Below are 4780 nucleotides of genomic sequence, written 5' to 3'. Positions count from 1 at the left end.
TACTGTGATCCATTCAAAAATGGGTCTAATAATGTATTTAATAAATCCATAAACCAATAACGGCATTACTATTAACTCGATAAAACTAATTTTAATAATTAGCTCAGTGGTTATGTAATGCAGTACCAGTAATACAGCGCTCAGTGCAAATAAGTTAAAAACAGTGTCGAGTGATGTGGAGTTATCTGAATCTATATCTGGTAATAAACCGCCGATTGAGCCTAAAAACCATAACCAGAGCGCGCCCTTTAAATCAATATGTTCTGCAGATAATAAGGTGGCTGAGGCTAAGCCTGTGATGATTAGCGCAGTATTAAGATGAGTATTGAAGTTTGCCATTGTGTCTCTTCATTGGGTAATAGGTGGGCATTCTAACAATTATGTTCTTTAAGACAATTAAAGGGACAGGCATAAAATATTTTGCAAAACCTTTTTTATTAACTACTGTTATTATATCCAGTGGTTATTTGGTTTGTATATTATGACTAGGGCAAGAAAGAATCTCATTGATTTAGCATCGACCTCTTACTACCACTTAATAGCGCGGTGTGTCAGGCGTGCTTATTTGTGTGGTGATGATAAATACACAGGTAAAAACTTCGACCACAGAAGAGAGTGGCTGGTTGAGCGCATAAAGTTTCTAAGCAGTATTTTCGCCATAGAAATTGCAGCCTACGCGATTATGAGCAATCATTACCATCTTGTTGTAAACGTTAATAAACAGCAGGCACTGGATTGGACTGATGAAGAAGTCATTGAGCGTTGGTATCAACTTTATAATAGCCACGCTATGGTTGACCGCTACGTAAATGGTGAACAGTTGGGTGAGGGAGATTTAGCCTTTTTTAGTGAGATAATTGCTAAATGGCGCGAGCGGCTTTACGACATAAGCTGGTTTATGAAAAACCTTAATGAATATATTGCCCGCGAAGCGAATAAAGAAGACAACTGTACCGGTAAGTACTGGGAAGGGCGTTATAAATCGCAAGCATTATTAGATGAAACGGCAGTACTACGTTGCATGGCTTATGTAGACTTAAACCCGATTAGAGCAAACATAGCCGATAGGCTAGAAGAGAGCAATTTTACCTCAATTCAAGCACGTTTAGCGCATTTAAAAAGCTGTACTAATAAAGATACAGTTAAAACTAATCCCCCTGTTAAACATGAAGATAGCTTCCAGAAAAACCAACCATCACAGTTAAAACCATTCGGCGGAAGTAATATAAAACACAGTATTCCTTTTGCTCTAAGGGATTACATTGAATTGTTAGAGTGGAGTGGTCGCCTAATAGCCCCAGGTAAAGCTGGCTGTATAAAGCAAACCACGCCAAAAGTGCTCGATTCTTTAAATATAGAGCAAGTACATTGGCTTGAATCGATTCAGCGATTTATGCATCAATATTCAAACTTCGCCGGCAGTAAACAACGATTAAAGCAGCAAGCGGCAATGAACGATGTAAAATGGTACAAGGGGGCTGGCTGACACTTTAAAACTTCATTGATAACTACGAAATCGCTATTTAAATAGATCCATTCACTTGTCCACCTTTAGCTGCCAGATGCTTTGAACGAAGCAACAAAATTAAAACTATACGAGATATAACACGAAAAATAGTGTGTCTACTCATCAAATTAGCAAAGAATGGCACGTTTACTTATGTGTATGATTCATAGAGATCGTTTCAATAAAATACGGCCTTATGAACAGAGAAATTAGACAGCGCTTAAAGTGGATTAAGCTTTACGAAGAAACTAAAAATGCAGGTCTGGTGTGCCGTAGATGCGGTATATCTAGGCCTACTCTGCGTAAGTGGTTAAGTCGATATAAAGAACAAGGTTTAGAGGGCTTACAGGAAGTTTCTAGGCGTCCTCACAGCTCCCCAAATACCAAAATTAATGACCAAATAGAGGAGTGGATTCTGAGCCTGAGAAGCGAAAGAAAGCTCGGTGCGAGAAGAATTCAAAATGAACTGCTTCGCGAGCATCATTTTGAACTATCGCTTGCATCAATCCATAAAGTGCTTACCAAATATGAAGTTAAGCCACTAGTATTTCAGCGTAAGAAAAAAGACTTCATTCGTTACGAAAGACCTACTCTTGGTGACCGCGTACAGATGGATACATGTAAAATTGCACCAGGAATCTACCAGTACACTGCTATTGATGATTGCTCTAGATATCGGGTGTTAGACGTGTTTAAACGCAGAACAGCAGCCAATACCTTAAGTTTCATCGATAAGGTAATCGAGGAAATGCCATTTCCTATACAACGTATACAAACTGACCGTGGTACAGAATTTTTTGCTGAGAAAGTTCAGCGTAAGCTGATGGAATATGGGATCAAATTCCGTCCTAATAAACCAGGCTCTCCTCATTTGAATGGTAAGGTTGAACGTTCACAAAGAACCGATAAAGAAGAGTTTTATTCGACTGTTAACTTAGAGCTAGAAGAACTCAAAAATGAAACATTACCTGAGTGGCAGCATTATTATAACTGGCAACGAGCACACGGTTCATTCAAGGGGAAAACACCAATGGATATAGTATGTGAACGCCTTGAGCAAACGCCCCTTTGGGAAGAGGTTCACGTTGACTACGTGATAGAGAATGAGCGTATTCAACAATCAAATTATCAACGTGACCTGCAACTAAGAAAAGTGAAATGATGTCTATGAATCACACAACTTATGGTTAGGGTTGTACTTAGTAATATCATAAAATATATGCCTGTCCCTTAATTTTACTTAATATCATAAAAGATATGCCTGTCCCTTAATTTTTAAGTCGTTTTTTTAGCTTGATCTATAAAGTCATTCAAGTAGTCAATATGTTGTTCGTTATTGCGAATGCCAACAAAAATTTGTTTATTAATACCTTGCTCGCCAAACCTTACGCTTTTGATAGGCATTGTTTTTGCATATTCGTCTACCAGCCACCCGGGGAGGGCACAAATACCGCGTCCCGCGGCGACCATTTGTAACATAATTTCAGTTGTTTCAATGGTTTTGTGCTTTTTTACAGAGCACTTTGCTGGGTTTAGAAATTGACTAAAAATATCGAGTCTTAATGGCTCGACTGGGTAACTAAACAATACTTCATCACTTAGTTGCTCGGGTAAAACATATTCTTGCGTGGCTAGTTTGTGGGACTCGGCAACAACCAGTCTATGTTCATAATCAAAAACGGGTATATAGCTGATTTTAGGTTTATAAAGCGGATCGGGTGTTATGAGTACGTCTATTTCGTAGCTGAGTAAAGCGCCTAATGCACCAAACTGAAATTCCTGCTTTACGTCTATATCTATGTCTGGCCAATGCTCTAAATAGGGCTCTATTACTCTAAGTAACCATTGATAACACGGGTGACACTCCATCCCTATACGTAGTGAGCCTAACTCACCTTTGGCAATCTGTTTTAGTAACAATTCAGTATGCGCAAACTGCGGTAGCACTCTATTGGCCAGTGTTTGAATGTGTTCACCGGCTGCGGTGAGGCGCAAGTTACGTCCGTCTTTTTTCCATATTGGGGTAGCAACTTGTCCTTCTAATTTTTTAATGCTGTGGCTTAATGCAGATTGCGATAAATGCAACGACTCTGCTGCTTTAGTGAGGGTACCATGTTGCTTAATGGCAGTGAGTATTTCTAAATGGATCCTTTCTAGCACCGGTTAACTCCTTGCGGTCACGTAGTTATAATGATGATTGATATTCATTAGTTGATGAAATTATATCACTTTTATTCATTAAACAACTGTAATTACAATGAACTGCTCACTAACGTGCACAATCACTGCTTGCTAGGCTTAAGAGTCTACAGGCAGCAGCTGTCTCGGTTGTGTTAACGAAAGGCTTACTAGTAATACGCGTTTACAATGCTAGCTATGCACAACATAGCCGCCTTTTTCACTTTAAAATAGAAGTAATAATTAATGAATATGATTGAATTGATAGGCAATAATTTAAGTACTTTATTGGCGTTGATTGCCACCGGTACATTTGCAGGTATTTTAGCAGGCTTGCTTGGGGTAGGTGGGGGGATTGTTATCGTCCCAGTGTTGTTTTTTTTGTTTCAAAGTTTTGGTGTGTCTCCTGAATCGGCCATGTTAGTGGCCACCGCCACCTCGTTGGCCACCATTGTACCCACATCAATTAGTTCAATTCGCTCACATAAGCAAAAAGGCAATGTCGATGTTAGCCTGTTAAAACGCTGGTCTGCATTTATTCTTTTAGGGGTTTTGTTGGGAAGCTGGTTAGTGACGCGCATTGATGGCACGGTACTCACGGTGTTGTTTGGCCTAATTGCGTTGTTATCAGCAGCCAATATGTTATTTAGAACCGGTAAGTCGGCGCTGTATAGCGAACTTCCCGCCACCGTAGGGCAAAGTGCAATGGGAACCTCGATTGGTCTTTTTAGTGCCATGGTGGGAATTGGTGGCGGTACGATTTCGGTGCTACTACTTACACTTTATAACTACCCGGCCCATAAAGCTGTTGGTACAGCGGCGGCAATCGGGTTAATTATTTCACTCCCCGGTGCGCTCACTATGTTGCTTGTAGGCACTACGCCCGTTGATGCGCCCGTGGGAACATGGGGGTTAGTCAATCTAGTTGCTTTTGCGTGTATTGTGCCGTTAACAGTGGTGTTTGCACCGCTTGGTGCGTCATTAGCTGCAAAATTGGATGCGGGCAAACTAAAAAAAGTCTTTGCGTGTGTACTGTTGATCACCGGCGGACGTATGCTGGCGCAGCTTTTTTTATAGCTGGTGTGGCGATTAGCG

Annotated in this window: 4 protein-coding genes and 1 pseudogene; 3 read left to right on the top strand and 2 right to left on the bottom strand. The window is 40.4% G+C overall.

Annotation, left to right across the window (positions count from 1 at the left end; translation table 11 throughout):
* Nucleotides 1–339: pseudogene (locus ABYB02_RS14825) on the bottom strand (hypothetical protein); the annotation flags it as partial.
* A 142-nt stretch (nucleotides 340–481) separates the two neighbouring features.
* Here ABYB02_RS14825 and ABYB02_RS14820 point away from each other — a divergent pair.
* Both ABYB02_RS14820 and ABYB02_RS14815 read left to right on the top strand, forming a co-directional pair.
* Nucleotides 482–1486: a transposase gene (locus ABYB02_RS14820; protein WP_372763180.1), complete on the top strand. Its 1005-nt coding sequence runs from the start codon at nucleotides 482–484 to the stop codon at nucleotides 1484–1486.
* A gap of 217 nt (nucleotides 1487–1703) precedes the next feature.
* On the top strand, nucleotides 1704–2669 hold the full coding sequence (locus ABYB02_RS14815; protein WP_372763179.1) for an IS481 family transposase: 966 nt from the start codon (nucleotides 1704–1706) through the stop codon (nucleotides 2667–2669).
* A gap of 113 nt (nucleotides 2670–2782) precedes the next feature.
* Here the strand turns inward: ABYB02_RS14815 and ABYB02_RS14810 are convergent, their stop codons facing one another.
* Entirely contained in the window at nucleotides 2783–3667 is an 885-nt protein-coding gene (locus ABYB02_RS14810; RefSeq protein WP_372763178.1) for a LysR family transcriptional regulator, read from the bottom strand.
* Between the two features lie 264 nt (nucleotides 3668–3931).
* Between ABYB02_RS14810 and ABYB02_RS14805 the strand changes: the two genes are divergently transcribed.
* Nucleotides 3932–4762: a sulfite exporter TauE/SafE family protein gene (locus ABYB02_RS14805; protein ID WP_372763177.1), complete on the top strand. Its 831-nt coding sequence runs from the start codon at nucleotides 3932–3934 to the stop codon at nucleotides 4760–4762.
* The last annotated feature ends 18 nt before the right edge of the window (nucleotides 4763–4780 follow it).

This window comes from Pseudoalteromonas sp., from assembly GCF_041613455.1.
In the GTDB taxonomy this organism is placed as follows: domain Bacteria; phylum Pseudomonadota; class Gammaproteobacteria; order Enterobacterales; family Alteromonadaceae; genus Pseudoalteromonas.
Note: the sequence above shows the minus strand (reverse complement) of the source record. Positions and strands in the feature narration are given on the sequence as shown.

Coding starts and splice junctions, on each gene's coding strand:
- ABYB02_RS14820 (WP_372763180.1), top strand. CDS start 482: ATGACTAGGGCAAGAAAGAATCTCATTGATTTAGCATCGACCTCTTAC.
- ABYB02_RS14815 (WP_372763179.1), top strand. CDS start 1,704: ATGAACAGAGAAATTAGACAGCGCTTAAAGTGGATTAAGCTTTACGAA.
- ABYB02_RS14805 (WP_372763177.1), top strand. CDS start 3,932: ATGAATATGATTGAATTGATAGGCAATAATTTAAGTACTTTATTGGCG.